Consider the following 19275-nt stretch of genomic DNA (forward strand, 5'->3'; position numbering starts at 1 on the left):
CCTAGCCCCAATCTCTTCCTTACCTCTACTATATAGGGTGCAAACCGCCGGGGTTAGTCCTGGGCTGACCAGAGCCGCACTTGGTTGTCATCCCCAGCGGAGATGAGCAACCGACCATCGGGTGTGATGGCTAGGAGTTTGACCGCCTCTAGATGGCCCGTCAGGGTCTGCACTTCCCTGCCGGTGGCGGGGTTCCACACCGTGATCGCCGGGGCACCCACCGTTCCGGTCGCCGTGAACAGCAGCGCTTTATCGGGGCTAAATAGCAGGTCGTACACGATGCCGGAGGCCCTCAGGGTGCGCAACCGGTTGCCCTGGGCCATATCCCACAGCAATACCCGCCCGTCTACGCCACTGCCGGCGGCGAGCACACGCCCATCCCCACGAAACGCCAGCGACCAGATGCCCTGGCGCAGTTCGGGGTGGGTCAACCTGTAACGGCGTTGGCGCGGGAGCACCTCCCACACCTCTACCACAGACTGGCTCTGACTACCCGCTGCCACGAGCCGGCCCGCCGGGCTCACCGCTAGCGCATCAATCTTCCCCAGTTCCGGTAGGTCTTGGCGGAAGGTGGGACCGGTGGTGGGAAGCTGCAAATCCCACAGGTAAATCGTGCCGTTGGCATCCCCCACCGCTAGAAACCGCCCAGTGCCATCACTGGCCATAGCGGTAATCACGCCCTTGGGAGCTGCCAGGGGTTCTAAAGGGCGGCCACTGGGGACCCTCCACAGCTCTAGCCCCGCGCGGTCAGAGCTGACCAACTGTTCCCCTTGGCGCACAAAGGCCAGCCCCATCACCGGCAGTCCCGCAGAGCGGAGCAGACGTTGCCGTTGGCCCGCCGGCAGTTGCCAGAGATAAATGCCGCCATCATCACTCCCAACCGCAATTTGTTTGCCTTGAGGGTCAATTGCTAGGGCGCTGACCCGCCCCGGTGCGGTGATAACCGTTGGTTCGCTGGAGAAACGGGCCAGGGTGGACGCGGTTACCTGGAGCGGGTCGTCGCGGGTCGCCCGCTGCTCATGCCACCACAACCCCACACCAGCCGACAATGTCAACAGGCCCGCCAGCAGTCCCATCAACCAAAGGGGCGAAGGCCGACGAGGCGCCGGTGGCAGGGAGCGGGGAAGCGGTCGCACGGGACGTCCACGGGTCACGGGTTCCGCCGGTGGGGGCGGCGGCGGTAGAGGCGGTCGGCGTTGCCCTTGAGTCGCTGGTTCTGCAGCCGGGCCACTGGCTGCTGTCTTCGCGGGCAAGACCTGGTAATGCAGCAACACCACTGTCACGTTGTCATGGCCGTTGCGCCGGTTGGCCAGTTGGATCAGCCGCTGGGCGGCGGTGACCAAATCCCGTTCACCGGTTAGAATTGGCAGAATTTCCCATTGCCAGTGCTGGTCCACCAAGTTGTTGTCGCTCAGGCCGTCGGAGCACAGGAGAAAAACGCTGTCTTCGTCCAGCAGAAACCGCTGAACCGCCGGGTGGAGGACGCTGGAGGCGCTGATACCCAGGGCCTGCACCAAGGCGCCCGCCGCCGGTTGCCGTAACGCTTGCGGGTAAAGACTGTACCCCAGCCGCACCTCCCGCGACGCCACATCGTCGTCGGTGGTCATTTGGTAGCAACCCGAGCGAGTGATCCAGTAGGCGCGGCTATCACCCACGTTGGCAACAAACACGTCGTAATCCCGGATGAACGCCAGAGTCAGGGTGGTGCCCATGCGTTGCCGTTCTTGGCGTTGTTGCTGGTTGTTGACCTGGGCAATGCGCTCGTTGGCCTGGCAGACCACGGTGGCCAGTTCTTCAGCGATAAGCTTGGTGTCCAGTTTGGCCAGCAGGTGGGGATTGAGATGCTGACTGACGGACTCAACGGCCAGATTGGCCGCCTGGTCTCCCCCTTCGTGGCCGCCAATGCCGTCGCAGACAATCGCCAGGGGTAACGCCTGAGGGCTATGGGCTTTGGGGTAACAGGCATCCTCGTTACGGCGGCGCGTGGGTCCGGGGTCTGTCTGGGCTATGACCGTCACTTGGCTGTTCCAGGTCTCCCGCCACAGGGCAAGCCGCTGTTCAATCTGCTGGAGCCACTCTTCGGCGCTGGTGATCTGCTGCTGGATCATGGCTTCGCACCACTGGGCCAAGGGTTCGCGCACCTCCGAGCGGGCGGTCGGCACCAGGCGCTGCAGCAGCTCTCCCAACTGAGCCAAGGAGACCGGCTCCGGGTCGGGCGCCAACTCCCGCAAGCGCAGCACCGGCCCTTCGACCCGCAGCAGTTGCGGTTTCAACAGGCTGCTGGCCACTTGCTGATAGTTCAATACCGGCCAGAGACGGGCTATTTGCCACAGCCAGTTCAGTTGCCGAAACGCCGTTGCGTTGGTCCAGGCCACGCCGAACGGTTGCACGGGCTTGGGATGAGGGGGTGGTTCGCTGTACTCCTTAGTCAACAGCGGCACCTGGGACAGCAACAGTCGCAACTGGCCCCCCACCGGCATCACTGCGTAAATCTGGGGTAAGTGCAGCCGCCAGGGAAATAACCGCAGGTAGGGCTGGGCCTCGATGGGAACGGTATCGACACTCAGCGGCGGTCGCCCCGGTTGCACATCCAATAGGATATGTTCTCCCCGCAGGCGGTAGCGCTCTCGGTAGGGACGCTCTAGGTCTGTCTCCTGCAACGGCTCACCCGGAACCCACAGAAAAACCGTCTCCAGAGGTGCCCCACAGACCTGACAAAAGAGTTGGGTCTCAGGATTCAGGCTGTAGCAACTAGGGTTGGAACATTCTAGGTTGTCCATCCATCCGGTGGGGGGTGATGGCAGCTTGCCTACCCATCTTAGCCTACGCCTCCTCCAGGGCCGCAATCCCCGGTAAAACCTTGCCCTCGAGCAATTCCAGGCTAGCACCCCCGCCGGTAGAAATATGGCTCATGCGGTCAGCCAGTCCCGCCTGTTCCACAGCGGCCACCGAATCCCCCCCACCAATAATCGTCGTGCAGCCCTGGGCGGTCAAATCCGCGAGAATTTGGGCCACCGCTCGCGTGCCAGCGGCAAACCGCTCAAACTCAAACACGCCCATCGGCCCATTCCACACCACCGTCTGACACCCCTGCAACGCCTGACGGATTTGTTCCACTGACGCTGGCCCAATGTCTAACCCCATCCACTCGTCGGGGATCGCCGTCACCGGTACGGTTTGGGCCTGGGCATCCGGGGCAAACTTGTCGGCGACCACCACATCTGTCGGCAACAGCAATTGGATCCCCCGCGCCTGGGCCTTGGCCATCAGGTTTTTTGCCAGCTCCACCTTGTCTGTTTCCACCAGGGATTTGCCGACGCGCAACCCCTGGGCCAGGTAGAAGGTAAAAATCATGCCGCCGCCGAGAATCAGGCGGTCCACCTTTTCCAGTAGCGCCTCGATCACCCCAATCTTGCTCGACACCTTCGACCCACCGATGATGGCCGCTAAGGGCCGCCGGGGATTTTCAATCGCCCCCTGTAGGTACTGCAACTCCTTCTCAATCAGAAATCCTGCTACGGCGGGCTTCAAATAGTGGGCAACCCTTTCGGTGGAGGCGTGGGCGCGGTGGGCCGTCCCAAAGGCGTCATTCACGTACAGGTCGGCCAAGGCGGCTAATTTCTGGGCAAAAGCAGGGTCGTTGGCCTCCTCTTCGGCGTAGAAACGCACATTTTCCAGGAGCGCCACTTGCCCATTTTGTAGGTTTTGCACCACCCGCTGGGCCGCTTCACCGATACAATCGGGGGCAAATTGGACGTCTGTACCCAGCAACTCAGCTAAACGGGCGGCGACAGGGGCTAGACTGTTGCCCTCCTTGACCAGTTTCACCTCGCCCGTGTTTTTGTCCTTTTGAAACGGCCGTCCCAGGTGACTGCACAGGATGACCTTAGCCCCCCGTTCCCGTAGGTATTGGATGGTAGGCAGCGCTGCCCGAATCCGTGTATCGTCGGTAATCCGCTGTTCTTTATCCAGGGGCACGTTAAAGTCCACCCGCACCAAAACCCGCTTGCCCGCCAGGTCAGCCTCGGTCAAACTAGCCACTGTTTTTTTCGCCACAGCATCCCTCCACCCAAATCTGGAATAATTGTACTGGTGAATAGAACGCCTTTCGCCCATGTTTCACAAAGTTCTGTTGGCGTTGGACCGCAACCGGGAACCCCTGGAGCCAGGTCTGAAACTAGTGACGTTTTGCGACGCTGAATTGACCTTATTGGCAGTCGCCGCAACCGATGCCGAGGTAACTGACACGGAGGACTGGTTGCGGGAGGTTGAAGCGAGTGTGCAAAACAGGGGCATTAAGGTTCATAGCTTGGTGCGGGTTGGGCAACCGGCATTTGTCATTTGCGATGTGGCTGACGAGCTGAACGCGGATTTGATCATCATGGGCTGCCGGGGCACAGGTTTGACGGAGGAAGGCATGGCAGAAAGCGTGAGCATCCGGGTGATCAATCTCGCGCCCTGTCCGGTGCTGGTCATCCCTTGACGGTCCCCGCCTGCGCCAGCCAGTTCAACCCCAGTACAACGGCAATCAACACCAAGGCGGCGGCCCAGGCCAATTCCTGCTGGTTGGCAAAGGGCGATAGCGCAAAGGTGTAAATCAGTACCGGCAAGGACGCTACCGGTTGCGTCAGCAGGGCTTCGGGGCCTAATTCTCGCAGGGGCAAATAATGCCGGGAAAACAAAGCTGTGAACAGCAGGGGAGCCGTTTCGCCCGCCGCCCGCGCCAGGGCCAGCGTTAAACCGGTGCGCAATCCCGGCCACGCCTGGGGCAAGAGAATGCGAGTCACCATTTGCCAGCGGGTCGCTCCCAACGCCCAGGCCGCCTGGCGCATCTCTTGGGGCACCGCCGCGAGAGCCAACCGCGTTGTGGTCGTGAGAATCGGCAGCATGATCAGGGCAAGGGCTAACGCGCCTGCCAGCGCCGAGAACCGCCGGGTATGGACAATCATCACGCCAAACACAAACACCCCCACCAGAATGGACGGCAATCCCGCTAGCACCTCCAGTCCCAGGTTCAGCCCGCTTGCCAACCACGGCCAGGGACAAAACTCGCTCAAATACACCGCCGCCAACACCGACACCGGCAGCGCCATCAGCGTCGCCAGGGTTAACAACACCGCACTACCCACCAAGGCTGGTCCGAGTCCTCCTGTAGCATCTAAAGGCGCCGGTGGTAACGCCGTCAACACTGTCCAGCCGTCTCGGAGCCATTGCGCCATGCCGCGATAACTCACATAACCCAAAATGGCACCTAGCACCCCCAACACTAGCACCAGCGCCAAGGTTACTAGGGTGGATAGGAGCCAATCCCGCAGCCGTCGCAGCATCATGGCTTACCGCGCAAGAGGCGACCCACCGCCTGCAACTGGAGCCTGCGAAATCCGCCGGCGTCAATGAGCGTCACCTCTGGCGGCACCAGTTGGCTATCCCAGGGCGAACCTATGAGCACCACCACCAAAGGTTGCGCCAATGCGACCAAATCCCCAAGCACTTGCCGCTGTCCCAGATACCGCTGAGCATGGTACAGCAGTAAAACATGGGTCGTTTCTGGGGATGACGCGGGTAGCGGTGTGGGTTCGGTCAAGGCGGTGGTGATCACCTGGGCGTCGGGCACCTGTAGCAGTGCGGCCATCTGGCAGGCATCAAACCAGCAGGGTTCAAACAGCACCCAATCCGCTAGCGGTTTCACATCGGGTACGTACAACCGCACCGGCCCTGAAATGGGCAACCACCCTCTGGGGTCACGCACCACGCGCACTGCCGCTTGGGAAATGGCTGCCGCTAAGGCTGTCGCAGGCTCCGGGATTCGGCCTGTTAACACCTGAGCCACGTCCGCTTGGGCAACCAACGACTCAATGCGCGACAAGGCGACGTCATGGTCAGGCAAGTCCCCCTGTTGTGCCGCCGCCGTTAAGACCTCTATCACCTCTACCATCAGCGCTGGGCTGGCTTGGCCAATGATGGCAATGTCATGTCCCGCCTGCAGGGTTTGCAACACCATTTCCGGCAACGTCCCCTGTAGCCGCAGCGCTCCCATGCCTAAGTCATCGCTGACGCAAAGGCCGCGAAACCCCAGCGTATGACGGAGATAAGTCTGAATGGTGGGTGCTGAAAAGGTGGTGATGGTTTCTGCATCGAGCGCCGGCGCTTTCAGATGGGTAGTCATCACCGCCGGTATCCCAGCTTGAATCAGCGCCTGAAACGGTTGCCAGTGCCGTTGCCATTCCTGGAGCGGTATATCCACGCGGGGCAACCCATCGTGGGGGTCCACCGTCGCCGCACCGAGACCAGGAAAATGCTTGGCACATCCCCAAATGCCCACGCGCTGTAATCCCCGCCACAGGGCGACGCCCAACCGTGCCACCCGTTCGGGGTCGGAACCAAACGACCGCCACCCCAGCCCCGGATTCGGTTTGCTCCCCATGACATCTACCACCGGCGCTAAGTTCCAGCCAATCCCCAGCGCCCGCAATTCCCGCCCGATTTGCTCACCCATGTGTTCCGCCCACTGTTCCGCTTGGGCCAAGTCTTGTTCCGCCACCCGCCCCAGCGCATAATTCCCCGGCCAAATCGTGCCGGGTTGCAGATGGCGCACCACCTGGCCGCCTTCGTGGTCCACCGCCACCACCAGCGGTCGTCCCAGTTTCTTTCGCAATTCCTGCAACTGCTGGGGTAACTGCTCTGGCTGGGCCAACTGCGACCGAAACAACAGCAGTCCCGTCGCGCCGGTTGTTTGCAGTAGATGGAATGCCGCTTCCCCAATCGGTCCCGGTGGCGCCCCTAGCAACAATCGCCGTCCAACTTCAGCCATGCTGCTGGCAATAGCGTTCGACCAGAATCATGGCCGCCACGTCATCCACCGGGCCGGGCAAGGGCCGCAGCCGCCGGGGCAACAGTTGTCGCCATCCCCGCGCCGGATAGACCTCCCAGTACCGTTGCTGGGCTTCCAGGGTACTAAACCGCTCATCCACCAAGGCAACCATCACGCCGGGGAGCCATTCCTGGAGCCGTTGTCGCCAGGGTTGCGCCGTCGTTTGATTGCCCATTACCACCACTTCAGGCTGGTACTGATGGTACAAGCGCCGGAGCAAGGCCAGGGTGTCCGCCGCCGGCACCACTTGATGGAACAGCCATTCCCCTTGGGCTGAGCGCACCGCCACGCCACATTTATCGCGTCCAGGGTCAAACCCCAAAATCACCGGCATTAGCGAGGCAATTCACTCAGGACTTCGCGGGCTGCCGCCAAGGTGGCATCAATGTCGGCCTCCGTGTGGGCCAGGCTGGTGAATCCCGCCTCAAATTGGGATGGGGCTAGATACACCCCCCGCTCCAGCATTCCCCGGTGGAACCGGCTGAACTTTTGCAAATCCGACGTTTTCGCCTGCGCGTAGTTTTTGACCGGGCCGCGGGTGAAGAAGAAGCCAAACATGCCCCCCAAGCTGCCACTGCACATCGGGTGACCCAGCTCATCGGCAATCGCCTGCAACCCCTGCACCAAGCGGGTCGTGATGCGCTCCAACTGCTCATAGACCCCCGGCCGTTGCAGGAGTTCGAGCGTCTTAATCCCCGCCGTCATCGCCAGGGGATTCCCCGAAAGCGTTCCCGCTTGGTACATGGGACCCGCCGGCGCTACCATCTGCATGATGTCTTTGCGACCGCCATAGGCCCCCACGGGCAACCCACCGCCAATGATCTTGCCTAGCGTCGTCAAATCCGGTTTGATGCCGAAGTATTCCTGCGCGCCCCCGTAGCGAATCCGAAACCCCGTCATCACCTCGTCAAACACCAACAGGGCGCCTTCCCGTTCCGTTAGCTCCCGCAGGCCCACCAGGAACTCCCGCTCCGGCAGGATAAAACCGGCATTCCCCACCACCGGTTCCAGCACCACGGCGGCAATTTCCCCCGGATACTGGGCAAATAAAGCCTTCACAGCGTCTAAGTCGTTATAGGGTGCGGTTAGCGTCGCAGCCGTTACCGACTTGGGCACGCCCGGCGAATCCGGCAACCCCAACGTAGCCACCCCCGACCCAGCCTTGACCAAAAACATATCCGCATGGCCGTGGTAGCAACCTTCAAACTTGATGATTTTCTCCCGCCCGGTAAACGCCCGCGCCAGCCGTAGTGCCCCCATGCACGCTTCCGTCCCCGAGTTCACAAAGCGCACCATTTCGATGCTGGGCACCGCTGCAATCACCATCTCCGCCAGGATGTTTTCCTGACGACTGGGTGCGCCAAAACTGGTACCTTTCCAGGCAGCGTCGCAAATAGCTTGGATCACTTCGGGATGGGCGTGCCCACAAATGGCTGGCCCCCAGGTGCCCACGTAGTCAATGTACCGGTTGCCATCCACGTCCCAGATGTAGGCCCCCTGCACCCGGTCAAACACGATGGGCTGGCCTCCTACCGACTTAAACGCCCGCACGGGCGAACTGACGCCCCCCGGCATTAACTCTTGGGCGCGGGCAAAGATGCGCTGGGATTCCGTGGTATTCCAAGCTGTGGCAACCATAGGTTTCGTCTCGTCCTGATTGGCCAAGGTTTTTACCTATTCTACCCCCTAGCGGTTACCCTCGCCGCTTTCCATCGCATTACCTTATGGGTTTGAGTCATTTTGATTATCTAATAAAGCCACTTTATTGCTCACCCCAAAAACTGTAAACTTATCAACTCTTCCCAACGATGGAAACGACCTTTAGTATGGAAATTGACAAAATTAATTCTGCCTACTTTCTGTTTACTCTTGTAAACTTTTACCCGTTTTTTCGGCAATTTCGTCTGAGATTGTTGAGGAGGTGTTTGTGTCTAATCAACGCTTCAATCGTCGGCAATTTTTGCTAGGTGCTGGGACGGCTGCGGGATTGATTTTTCTGAATAAGACGGCCAGCCATGCTCAGTCAGCAGGCAAACCAGAGACCACAAAAATTCGGTTAGGTTACCTGCCCATTGTGGAATCAGCACCCTTGATCATCGCCCAGGAGAAAGGCTTTTTCGCCAAGTACGGGATGACAGATGTTGAGGTGATCAAGCAGGCCAACTGGGCATCGGCGCGGGACAACGTGGTGATCGGCTCAGCCGCCGGTGGGATTGACGGAGGCATGTGGCAGCTCCCCATGCCGCACTTGATCACGGAGGGGGTGATCACCAACGGGCGCAAGGTGCCAATGTACGTGCTGGCGATGTTGATCACCCAGGGGAATGGCATTGCCGTGTCCAACACCCTGCGGGGTCAAGGGCTGCACCTGCGCATGAAAAACCCCAATGTGATCAAAGAGTTCAGCCGCACGCGGGGCCGGCAATTCAAGGTGGCCTACACGTTCCCAGGGGGCAATCAGGAGCTATGGATTCGCTACTGGCTGGCAGCCAACGGGATTGACCCGGATAAGGATGTGGACATGGTCACCATTCCACCGGCGGAAACCGTGCAGGGACTGAAAACGGGAACGGTGGATGCCTTCAGCACTGGCGACCCGTGGCCCTATCGGATTGTGGAGGAAGACGCAGGCTTTCTGGCGGTTTTGACAGCCCAGATGTGGCGGTTTCACCCGGAGGAATACCTGGCGATCCGCGCCGACTGGGTGGATAGACATCCCAATGCCACGATTGCGCTACTGCGGGGGTTGTTCGAGGCCCAGCAGTGGTGCGACCAGAAGGCCAACCGCCGGGAAATGGCCAAGTTGCTCTCGGGACGGAATTTCTACAACGTGCGGGAGGACATCCTGATTGACCCCTTCCTGGGGCAATACGTGATGGGAGACGGCCAGCGCAACGTGAGCGATTTCACCATGGGTCCGCTGTACTGGCAATGCGCCCGGGGGAGCGTTTCCTATCCCTATCGCAGTTTAGAGCTGTGGTTTTTGGTGGAAACGATGCGCTGGGGATTGCACCGCGGATTCATCAAAAGCGTGGACCAGGCGCGGGCGCTCGTCAATCGGGTCAACCGGGAAGACTTCTGGCGGCGTGCGGCACAGGCGTCAGGCATCAAACCACCGGCGAGCCAGTCGCGGGGTGTAGAAACCTTGTTTGATGGCGTGAAATTTGACCCGGCCAACCCCCAAGCCTACCTGAAACAACTCAAAATCAAGCGGGTTTGACACCACGCAGGCATTCCCTCCCAACATTCATCCGGTCCCAGCGCAGACGACTGGGATTTTTTTTCCTAGATAACCATAACTTATGATTGCCTTTACAAAATATCAATTCCCGTACCCTTCCCAAACCTTAAGACATCCTTTAGGATGGGGGTTGTCAAAAGAGATATCCGTCCTTTTGGCTCTTTTTTGCCAATTTGCATCCAGTTGTTGGCAATTTCTTCAGAAATTGTTGAGGAGGGTATTTGTGTCTCAATTCCATTACCGACGGCGACATTTTTTATTCACTGCCGCAGGAGTGACGGGGGCGTTTTTGCTGAAAGGCTGTGGTCCCCAAGTCCAAGAAACCGCTCAGCCAACACCGGCTGCTGAACCTGGCGTTGCGCCGGAGGTCACCACGATTCGTTTGGGCTTTCTCCCCATCGTGGAATCTGCGCCCCTGATCATCGCCAAGGAAAAAGGCTTTTTTGCGAAATACGGGATGCCAGGGGTGGAAGTGGTCAAGCAGGCCAGTTGGGCATCGGCGCGGGACAATGTGGTGATTGGCTCTGCCGCCGGCGGGATTGACGGGGGGATGTGGCAACTCCCCATGCCGCATCTGATTACGGAAGGGGTGATCACCAACGGCCAAAAGGTTCCCATGTACGTGCTGGCTCAGTTGATTACCCAGGGGAATGGCATTGCCATTGCCGGCGCGCACCAGGGGAAGGGGTTGCACCTGCGCATCCAAAACCCGGATTACATCAAGGGGTTTAGCCGCACCAATGGGCGCAAGTTCCGAGCGGCCTTTACGTTCCCCGGCGGCAATCAGGAGCTATGGATTCGCTACTGGCTGGCGGCCAACGGCATTGACCCGGATAAAGACATCGAGTTGTTGACGGTGCCACCTGCTGAGACGGTGCAGGGGATGCGCACGGGCACGATGGATGCTTTCAGCACTGGCGACCCGTGGCCCTTCCGCATCGTGAATGAGGGGATTGGGTTTTTAGGGGCATTGACGGCGCAGATGTGGCCGGCCCACCCTGAAGAGTACCTGGCGATTCGCGCCGATTGGGTGGACAAACATCCCAAAGCGACCCTGGCGCTGTTGCAGGCAGTGATGGCGGCTCAGCAATGGTGCGATGACCCGGCGAATCGGAAGGAATTAGCGACTATCCTGGCGGGACGGAATTACTTCAACGTGCCGGTGGCGGTTCTAGAGCCCCCCTTCCAGGGCAAGTACACGCTAGGGGACGGGCAACCGGAGGTCAACGATTTCCAAATGGGACCCCTGTACTGGCAAGACCGCCAGGGCAACGTGTCCTATCCCTACAAGAGCCATGAGTTGTGGTTTTTAACGGAAACCATGCGCTGGGGATTGCACAACCGCTTCATCAAAGACATGGACCAGGCGAAAAAACTGGTGGACCGGGTCAACCGCGCCGACCTGTGGCTCGAGGCGGCCAAGTTGAGCGGGATAGCGCAAGTGCCGACGGGTCCCTCCCGCGGCAAAGAAACCTTCTTCGATGGGGTGACCTTTGACCCGGACAATCCCCAGCAGTATCTGGCCCAACTGCAAATCAAACGCGCGTAAAGGAGGTGCAACGATGGTTACGGCTCCCAGTCCCCGCTTTCGTCCCATCCCCTGGCAAGAGTGGCGACAAAGGTACGCGCCGCAGGTGATACCGCCAGTAGTGGGCATTGTGGGGTTTCTGTTGGTGTGGCAGGTGCTTTCGGTCACGGGCGTCACCCGCTTGCCCGCGCCCAGCACGCTATTAACCGACGAAAACACCCGCAACTTGCTGCTCAATCCCTTTTTTGACCGGGGGGGCTTGGACAAGGGCCTGTTCTGGCAAACGATGGCGAGTCTGACGCGGGTGGCCAAAGGGTATCTGGGGGCTGCCGTGGTAGGCATCAGTTTGGGCATCTTGGTAGGCGTCAATCCCATCGTCAACCGGGCGTTGGACCCCCTGTTTCAATTCCTGCGGATGATTGCTCCCTTGGCCTGGGTGCCGATTACCTTGATTGCCTTGCCCAATGTGCAGACGGCGGCAATTTTTGTGATTTTCATTACAGCGGTGTGGCCCATCTTGATTAACACGGCGGTGGGGGTACAACAAATTCCCCAGGATTACAAAAACGTGGCGATGGTGCTCCAGATTTCCCCCCGCAAGTATTTCTTCAAAATCCTGCTCCCAGCGGCGTTGCCCTATATCTTTACGGGGTTGCGGATTGCCATTGGGCTGGCGTGGTTGGCCATTATTGCGGCGGAAATCGTGATGTCGGGGGTGGTGGGCATCGGCTTTTTCATCTGGGACGCCTACCAGCAGAACTACGTGAGCGAAGTCATCCTGGCGGTGATTTACATCGGCGCTGTGGGGTTGATCCTGGACCGCCTAGTGGCCTGGGCGCAACGGTTGATTGTTCCGCAACAGTAGGAGGCTCGTATGACGGTGTTGGTGGCGGTGGAGCAGGTGGAAAAACGCTTTCCCTTAGGTGGCGGCAACTTCTACCTGGCGTTGCAGGACATTAACTTGGAAATTCGGCAAGGGGAGTTTGTCTCTTTCATCGGGCACTCGGGGTGCGGCAAATCCACGCTGCTGAATTTGATTGCCGGTTTAGACCGCCCGACGCAGGGGCAAGTGTGGGTGGGAGGCCAGCCGGTGCAACGCCCCGGACCCGACCGGATGGTGGTGTTTCAGAACTATTCCCTGCTGCCGTGGTTGACGGTGTGGGAGAACGTGTCGCTGGCGGTGGAGGAGGTGCTGGGGCATCTGTCGCCGGCAGAACGTCGCCAAGTGGTCCAGCGGCATTTGGATTTGGTGGGCTTGACGGCGGCCAAGCATAAGTACCCGGCGCAACTGTCGGGGGGCATGAAACAACGGGTGGCGATTGCCCGCGCCCTAGCGATCCGCCCGGAAGTGCTGCTGCTGGATGAACCCTTTGGGGCCTTGGACGCTTTGACGCGGGGGCATTTGCAAGAGCAGTTGTTGCGGATTTGCGAGGAACACCAGGTGACGACGGTGATGGTCACCCACGATGTGGACGAGGCGGTGTTTCTCTCGGACCGGATTGTGATGCTCACCAACGGCCCCGGCGCCCAGATTGGCCAGATTTTGACCGTGGATATTCCCCGGCCCCGGCGGCGCATGGAGGTGGTCAAGCACCCCAGTTATTACAGCCTGCGCAGCGAGGTGATTTACTTTCTCAACCAGCAAAAACGCATCAAAAATATGCGCACCCGCTCCGCCAAGGCAATTGCCCGGCATGGCTTGGAAAAAGTGAACTTGGAGATTGGGTTTGTACCGCTCACGGCCTGTGCGCCCCTGGCAGTAGCGAAAGAAAAAGGGCTGTTCGCCAAGCATGGTTTGGATGAGGTGCATCTGGTGCGCGAGACCAGTTGGCGTGGCATTGTGGATGGCTTGGTGGGGGGGTATCTGGATGCGGCCCAAACGCCGGCGGGTTTGCCCGTGTGGCTGACGCTGGGGGGTTATCAAGACCGCCCGCTGCCGGTGGTCACCAGCCTGACCATGACCCGCAATGGCAATGCCATTACGCTCGCCCGGCGCTTCTACGAGCAGGGGATTCACACAGCGGCCCACCTGCGGGCGTATCTCCACGAGCAAACCACGCCTCCCACCTTCGGCATGGTGCATCCGGCTTCAATGCATAACCTCCTGTTGCGCTACTGGCTGGCGGCGGCGGGGATTGACCCGGACCGGGATGTACGCTTGCGCACGATTCCCCCGGCTCAAATGGTGGCGGATTTGCAGGCGGGCACGATTGACGGCTACTGCGTAGGGGAACCCTGGAATCTGCGGGCGGCGTTAGAGGGCATTGGGTTTACGGTGGCGACCGACCAGGAACTCTGGTTAGACCATCCGGGCAAGGTCCTGGGGGTGCGCGAGGACTGGGCCATGCGTTACCCCAATACCCATATCGCCCTAGTCAAGGCCCTCCTCGAAGCCTGTCATTACTGCAGCCAACCGCAGCACCACGAGGAGATCCGGCACCTGCTGGCTCGCCCAGAATACCTCGGCACCGATGTGCGTTACATCCAGTTAGGGGAACCTGGGAAACTCACTTGTGAGCTTGGCCAGCCGGAGTACGCTCACCATCGGTTTTACGGCGAAGGATTGAACCGGCCCAGCCGTACCGAGCACCTGTGGATCATGACCCAGTTGGCTCGCTGGGGAGAGGTGCCGTTTCCGCGCAACTGGCTGGAAATCCTGGAGCGGGTCTGTCGCGTGGATACCTTCACCATTGCGGCGCGGGAGGTGGGCCTGCTGGGAACGACCCCAACCAGTCGCAGCCCGATTCGCCTGTTCGACGGGAGTGAATTCACTAGCAACCAGGACCCCATTGATTACCTGAATCATCTAGCCATCAAGCGGGATTTTTCCGTGGCCGAGATTGTGCTCGAACGGCCGCAAGCAGCCCTGTCATAATGCGTTTCAGGAGATGTCTATGGTCACGACCACCCCGGTTCCTACAGCGGCTTCCACAGCGACAGAAGAGATTCTGACGTTCCACCAAGTCACCAAGCAGTACGGCGACTTGCTGGTACTCAACGGCATCAATCTCAGCATCCGCCAGGGGGAGTTTGTCTGCATCATCGGCCACTCTGGCTGCGGCAAATCCACCCTGCTCAATCTAGCCGCCGGTTTTACGCAACCCACGAGCGGGGAAGTACGCCTGCGAGGGCGGGTGATCACCAAGCCAGGTCCCGACCGGATGGTGGTGTTTCAGAACTATTCCCTGCTGCCCTGGCTGACGGTGTTTGAAAACGTCTTTTTGGCGGTGGACGCGGTCTATCCCCAGAAACGGTTGCCAGAGAAACGCGCCCTAGTGCGACAGTACCTGAACCTGGTGGGACTCGGCGAGGCGATGGACAAGCGCCCGCCCCAAATTTCCGGGGGCATGAAGCAGCGGGTAGCCATTGCCCGGGCGCTGGCGGTGCAGCCAGAGGTGTTGCTCTTGGATGAACCCTTTGGGGCGTTGGATGCTATCACCAAAGAAGAATTGCAGGAGGAACTGCTGGCAATTTGGAGTCGCAGCGGCTGCACCGTGCTGATGATCACCCACGATATTGACGAAGCGCTGTTTTTGGCCGACCGCCTGGTCATGATGACCAACGGCCCAGCAGCCACCATCGGGGAAGTCCTCCCCATTCCCTTTGGCCGACCGCGCAGCCGTGAACGAATGTTGGAGGACCCCCGCTACTACGACCTGCGCAACCGGGCCTTGGCGTTCCTGTACGAGCGGTTTGCGCCGCCCGAGACCTAGTAGGTTTCCACGTGCCAGCGGCCCTGCTTTTTCAGGTCTTTTTGGTACTCGGCCCAGTCCACCCCATGTTTAGCAGCGGCGGCGGTAAAGGCGGCGTCAATCCCGTCTTCCATCCCCCGCAACCCGCATATGTACACATGGGTCTTCGGCTGCTGGAGCAGGTCCCAGAGTTCTTCCGCGTGTTCCGCCACCCGGTGCTGAATGTACATCCGCCCACCTTCGGGATTTTTCTGCTCGCGGCTGATGGCGTAGGTGAGCCGGAACTGGTCGGGGTACTGGGCCTGGAGTGCCTCTAGCTCGTCCTTGTACAGGATGTTGGGCGTTGTGGGGATACCAAAGATCAACCAGGCAAAACCGGTGAACTGGTAATCGGGGTTGAGCTGGCGCTCTTCTGGCTTGAACATCCGCCACAGGTAGGCTCGAAACGGCGCAATCCCCGTCCCTGTCGCCATCATGATGATATTGGCATCCGGGTCATCGGGCAACAGCATTTCCTTGCCTACCGGCCCAGTGATTTTCACTTCTTCTCCCGGTTGCAGGTGACACAGGTAGGTGGAGCAGACCCCATAAACCTTTTCTTTGGTTTCGGGATGCTCATACTCCAGTTGGCGCACGCACAGGGAGACGGTTTGGTCGTCTAGGTCGTCCCCATGGCGGGTAGACGCGATGGAATACAGGCGCAATTTGTGGGGTTTGCCGTTGGCATCCGTACCCGGCGGGATGATGCCGATGCTCTGTCCTTCGAGGTAGCGCAGGTTACTCCCCCGTAGGTCGAGCTTGATGTGCTGGACAATACCGATGCCTCCCGGTCGCACCAGCGGTTCATTGCTGAGACACCGCCCGATAAACGGCGCGTTGGGACGGTAGAGATTCAGGGGAATATCCGTTTTTTCCTTGACTTGAGTCATAGGTTTGCTGCGTGAGACGGCCTCTTTAGTTGTAGTGCGTTTGGGCCGGGACTTGCTGGTTTGTTCCACTTGATTTTCTATTTGCGGGGGTGGGGGAACGGCTGGAGACAGCGAACCATTGACGGGACGCACACGGACAATCCGACCCCCCAGCCGTTGGAGCCGTTGCATTTCCCGGTTCAGGCGGTCGTAGGGCACCTGTAGAACCAGCGGCCCACTCTGGCGGATGGGGTAATTGAGATTGGGAGTGGTGGAATTTTGTCGCAGGCCCACCACCTCCAGCATGAATACCCGGTTGTTATAGGACGTACTTGTGGCAAGAGAACTCAGCATCACGCAGCTCACCTAGCAGCACACGTTCTAATGTACTCTAAGATAGCCCACTGCTACTAATACCCAGCTAGAGAGAGTATGATAAGGCTGGGAGTGGGGCTGTAGCTCAGTAGGATAGAGCAAGCGCCTCCTAAGCGCTAGGCCGCCGGTTCAACTCCGGCCAGTCCCGTTTGCCCCAACAGTGCAAATTGGTGCAAAATTGGCGTAGGAACACCCCCATCCAGCCTGCGTTATGTTTCACTCCCACAAGGAAGGCCACCTACCACTGGCAAACCTATAGCCAAGCTACGTTAACTTGCCAGATGGATAATCGGAAAACTAAGAACGGGGCTACGCCCTGCGATCCGAGAGATGACAAGCCTAGGTAACTTGGCTTGAGTTCCATCGCCAGCCGTCATAGTTCTCCTCGCATAGCCCGTTTCATATCTTGCACTGCTTGCGTCAATCCCACAAGCACGGCGCGACTGATGATGCTGTGGCCGATGTTGAGTTCTTCCAGGCCAGGAATACAGGCCACTGGATACACATTTTGATAGGTCAACCCATGACCTGCATTCACTCGCAAGCCCAACTCCTGAGCCAGTTTGGCCCCCAAGGTCAACCGCTGCAGTTCCTGCTGGCGTTCCATTTCCTGGTGAGCTTGCGCGTAGGGGCCAGTGTGCAGCTCAATCCAGCGAGCGCCGGTTTGCTGGGCGGCGTGAATTTGCTCTGGCTCCGCGTCGATAAATAAACTCACAGGTATCCCCTGGTCTTGCAGCGTTGCCACGGTTTGGGTCAATTCCTTGAGGTTTCCCACCACGTCCAACCCACCCTCGGTGGTGATTTCCTCGCGCCGTTCGGGCACCAGGGTCACGTAGTCTGGGCGGACATCGAGCGCAATTGCCACCATCTCCGGCGTCGCCGCCATCTCCAGATTCAGGTGGGTTTGCACGGTCTGGCGCAGGCAACGCACGTCCCGTTCCTGGATGTGCCGCCGGTCCTCCCGCAAGTGGACGGTAATGCCATCAGCACCCCCCAATTCAGCCAACACGGCAGCGGCAACGGGGTCCGGTTCCGTCGTGCGACGCGCCTGGCGGAGTGTGGCAACATGGTCAATATTGACACCGAGTTTGGGCACCGTGCGGGACTCCTATCCGTTTTCTGCCATTCTACCCTTCTGGCAACGTCAATCTCCCACCCAGCGGGTCTTTCTCCTAGTCGGTCTGGGGCTGGTGCTGGTTTACGGGCTGGCGGCACTGCTGGCTCCCTGGTTTGTCGGACTGGGTCTACCGGATCCCCAGGAATTCCTCAACCATGTCCCCCAACAACCGCCCAGTCCCCAGCATTGGTTTGGCACGGACCGTCAAGGATACGACGTACTCAGCCGGGTCATTTTTGGCGCGCGGGTGGCCTGGCAGGTCGTGCTTTGGGCGACCAGCTTGAGCTTGGGTATCGGGTTGCCGCTGGGGGCCTTTAGCGGCTACTGGGGCGGCAAGGTGGATAAGACCCTGCTTTTTTTAATGGATACGCTCTACACCTTGCCGGGCTTGCTGTTGTCCCTAACGGTGGCCTTTGTGGTGGGGCGAGGGGTGCTGAATGCAGCGATTGCCCTGAGTATTGCCTATATCCCCCAGTACTACCGAGTCATTCGCAACCACACGATGAGCTTGAAAAACGAACTTTTTGTGGAGGCGGCGCGGGCGCTGGGAGCCAGTGACCTAGCCATTCTGGGGCGGCATCTGAGCCGGCATTTGGGGCGCGATTTGCCGGTGTTGGTGAGTGTCAACAGCGCTGATGCCGTCTTGACCTTGGCGGGGCTGGGGTTTCTGGGGTTAGGGTTGCCGCCGGAGACGCCGGAATGGGGACACGAGCTGGCCCAGGCCCTCGACAGTTTACCGACAGGCATCTGGTGGACGACCCTGTTTCCAGGTCTGGCGATGACAGGTCTTGTCGTCGGGTTGTCCCTAGTGAGTGAAGGGTTGGGGGAAGCCTGATACTATAAGAGAAAAAAACGGTATGGTTTCATGGGGCTGGAGGACCTGCACACCGAACTCAGCCTGCTGCGGCGAGCCAACGAACTGTTGCGCCAGGAAAATGAGAATTTACGGCTGGGGCGCGATAGTTTGTTAGAGCGGCTGCGGCAATTGGAGGTGATCACAACTCCCTGTCAAAACTGCCTAGCCATGAGTGACAGTTGGCTCCTGCAGGCGTCGGGAGTCAATTATAGCCGGTTGAAAGAATTACTCGCCCAAAAGGACTGGGAAGCAGCGGATTTGGAAACCCAGCGTTTGTTGTTAAAAATTGCCGGGCAAAAAGCGGAAGAGCGGGGTTTTTTAGATGCCACTGACATTGACCGTTTGCCCTGCATTGACCTGAAGATTATCAACAAATTGTGGAGTGTTTATTCCAACGGCAAATACGGCTATATCGTCCAGCAGCAAATCTGGTCTCAAACCCGCAGCACCGCCAACTTATGGGGCCATCCCGATTTCGACGGCTACTACCCCATGCGAGAAGGGATTGGCTATTCCCTGGCCCAGCGCATTCTCCGATGCGCCTTAGAAAGTTTTTAGACTAAGCCCAGCTTCCCCAAGCGCAGGCGTGGACTTGGGTTTGAGGTGCAACTTTAAGGCGAACGTGACCGGAAATTATCTTGTAGGTTGCAGGGCAATTATCCCCCTGACAAACGACCGTGGCTTAGA

At 59.3% G+C, this 19275-nt stretch carries 16 protein-coding genes and 1 tRNA gene; 9 read left to right on the forward strand and 8 right to left on the reverse strand.

The features are described from left to right. Window positions 1-53: 53 nt before the first annotated feature. Window positions 54-2780: a protein phosphatase 2C domain-containing protein gene (locus NZ705_00540; GenBank protein MCS7291449.1), complete on the reverse strand. Its 2727-nt coding sequence runs from the start codon at window positions 2778-2780 to the stop codon at window positions 54-56. A 43-nt stretch (window positions 2781-2823) separates the two neighbouring features. Beyond that, window positions 2824-4056, reverse strand: a complete 1233-nt coding sequence (locus NZ705_00545) for a phosphoglycerate kinase (protein MCS7291450.1) — start codon at window positions 4054-4056, stop codon at window positions 2824-2826. A gap of 58 nt (window positions 4057-4114) precedes the next feature. Here NZ705_00545 and NZ705_00550 point away from each other — a divergent pair, with 58 nt between their 5' ends. Beyond that, window positions 4115-4483, forward strand: a complete 369-nt coding sequence (locus NZ705_00550) for a universal stress protein (GenBank protein MCS7291451.1) — start codon at window positions 4115-4117, stop codon at window positions 4481-4483. Here NZ705_00550 and pstA read toward each other — a convergent pair. Genes pstA through hemL form a run of 4 tightly spaced genes read right to left on the reverse strand, consistent with a single transcriptional unit; the run spans window position 4473 to window position 8509 of the window. After that, a complete protein-coding gene (pstA, locus tag NZ705_00555) occupies window positions 4473-5330 on the reverse strand; it encodes a phosphate ABC transporter permease PstA (GenBank protein MCS7291452.1) in 858 nt (285 codons plus the stop codon). The two genes, NZ705_00550 and pstA, sit on opposite strands and share 11 nt — an antisense overlap. Then, a complete protein-coding gene (locus NZ705_00560; GenBank protein MCS7291453.1) occupies window positions 5327-6811 on the reverse strand; it encodes a hypothetical protein in 1485 nt (494 codons plus the stop codon). Before NZ705_00560 ends, pstA begins: the two co-directional genes overlap by 4 nt. Next, window positions 6804-7205: a pre-16S rRNA-processing nuclease YqgF gene (locus NZ705_00565; GenBank protein MCS7291454.1), complete on the reverse strand. Its 402-nt coding sequence runs from the start codon at window positions 7203-7205 to the stop codon at window positions 6804-6806. Before NZ705_00565 ends, NZ705_00560 begins: the two co-directional genes overlap by 8 nt. Beyond that, window positions 7205-8509: a glutamate-1-semialdehyde 2,1-aminomutase gene (gene hemL, locus NZ705_00570; protein MCS7291455.1), complete on the reverse strand. Its 1305-nt coding sequence runs from the start codon at window positions 8507-8509 to the stop codon at window positions 7205-7207. The genes NZ705_00565 and hemL overlap by 1 nt, the downstream gene beginning before the upstream one ends. 289 nt (window positions 8510-8798) lie before the next feature. Here hemL and NZ705_00575 point away from each other — a divergent pair, with 289 nt between their 5' ends. From NZ705_00575 to NZ705_00595, 5 genes are all read left to right on the forward strand, one after another. Then, window positions 8799-10091, forward strand: coding sequence for an ABC transporter substrate-binding protein (locus NZ705_00575; protein MCS7291456.1), 1293 nt, complete (start codon window positions 8799-8801; stop codon window positions 10089-10091). A 244-nt stretch (window positions 10092-10335) separates the two neighbouring features. Then, a complete protein-coding gene (locus NZ705_00580) occupies window positions 10336-11661 on the forward strand; it encodes an ABC transporter substrate-binding protein (protein MCS7291457.1) in 1326 nt (441 codons plus the stop codon). Between the two features lie 13 nt (window positions 11662-11674). Continuing rightward, window positions 11675-12505, forward strand: a complete 831-nt coding sequence (ntrB, locus tag NZ705_00585) for a nitrate ABC transporter permease (GenBank protein ID MCS7291458.1) — start codon at window positions 11675-11677, stop codon at window positions 12503-12505. A 9-nt stretch (window positions 12506-12514) separates the two neighbouring features. Next, window positions 12515-14515, forward strand: a complete 2001-nt coding sequence (locus tag NZ705_00590) for a nitrate ABC transporter ATP-binding protein (GenBank protein MCS7291459.1) — start codon at window positions 12515-12517, stop codon at window positions 14513-14515. A 19-nt stretch (window positions 14516-14534) separates the two neighbouring features. Further along, the gene (locus NZ705_00595) at window positions 14535-15353 is read left to right on the forward strand and encodes a nitrate ABC transporter ATP-binding protein (protein ID MCS7291460.1); all 819 of its coding nucleotides are present in this window, start codon (window positions 14535-14537) and stop codon (window positions 15351-15353) included. Here the strand turns inward: NZ705_00595 and NZ705_00600 are convergent. Continuing rightward, complete coding sequence (locus NZ705_00600; protein MCS7291461.1) at window positions 15350-16594, reverse strand: hypothetical protein; 1245 nt, start codon at window positions 16592-16594, stop codon at window positions 15350-15352. The two genes, NZ705_00595 and NZ705_00600, sit on opposite strands and share 4 nt — an antisense overlap. A gap of 95 nt (window positions 16595-16689) precedes the next feature. Here NZ705_00600 and NZ705_00605 point away from each other — a divergent pair. Then, window positions 16690-16763, forward strand: a tRNA-Arg gene (locus NZ705_00605). A 225-nt stretch (window positions 16764-16988) separates the two neighbouring features. On the opposite strand, the gene NZ705_00610 is transcribed toward NZ705_00605, so the two are convergent. Next, a complete protein-coding gene (locus NZ705_00610) occupies window positions 16989-17711 on the reverse strand; it encodes a pyridoxine 5'-phosphate synthase (protein MCS7291462.1) in 723 nt (240 codons plus the stop codon). A gap of 1 nt (window position 17712) precedes the next feature. On the opposite strand from NZ705_00610, the gene NZ705_00615 reads away from it, so the two are divergent. Both NZ705_00615 and NZ705_00620 read left to right on the forward strand, forming a co-directional pair. Then, complete coding sequence (locus NZ705_00615; GenBank protein MCS7291463.1) at window positions 17713-18567, forward strand: ABC transporter permease; 855 nt, start codon at window positions 17713-17715, stop codon at window positions 18565-18567. A 30-nt stretch (window positions 18568-18597) separates the two neighbouring features. Next, entirely contained in the window at window positions 18598-19146 is a 549-nt protein-coding gene (locus tag NZ705_00620) for a GUN4 domain-containing protein (GenBank protein ID MCS7291464.1), read from the forward strand. Window positions 19147-19275 lie beyond the last annotated feature (129 nt).

The organism is Gloeomargarita sp. SKYB120 (assembly GCA_025062155.1).
Lineage (GTDB): Bacteria > Cyanobacteriota > Cyanobacteriia > Gloeomargaritales > Gloeomargaritaceae > Gloeomargarita.